The sequence below is a fragment of the Xenorhabdus yunnanensis genome (assembly GCF_028598805.1).
In the GTDB taxonomy this organism is placed as follows: Bacteria; Pseudomonadota; Gammaproteobacteria; order Enterobacterales; family Enterobacteriaceae; genus Xenorhabdus; species Xenorhabdus yunnanensis.
The window spans coordinates 1-223 of sequence record NZ_JAQRFI010000341.1 but is presented as its reverse complement, the minus strand read 5'-3'; the positions used below and the strand labels follow the sequence as shown (position 1 = coordinate 223).

Genomic DNA, 223 nt, shown 5'->3' with positions numbered 1-223 from the left:
AACCAACGCGCCAATCGTCTGGCTCATCATTTGATGGCCTTGGGCGTGCGCCCGGATGAACGCGTGGCGATTTGCGTTGAACGCCGGCCGGAAATGGTGGTGGGATTACTCGCTGTCCTCAAGGCGGGCGGGGCTTATGTGCCGCTCGACCCGGCCTACCCGACCGAGCGGCTGGCGTATATGCTCAAGGACGCCGCACCGGTGGCTTTACTCACCCAGTCCG

General features: G+C 63.7%; 1 protein-coding gene. It reads left to right on the top strand.

Annotated elements, in window-relative coordinates; all coding sequences use genetic code 11:
* On the top strand, nt 1-223 hold a 223-nt coding region (locus PSI23_RS22515), incomplete at both ends, for an AMP-binding protein (RefSeq protein WP_273557101.1).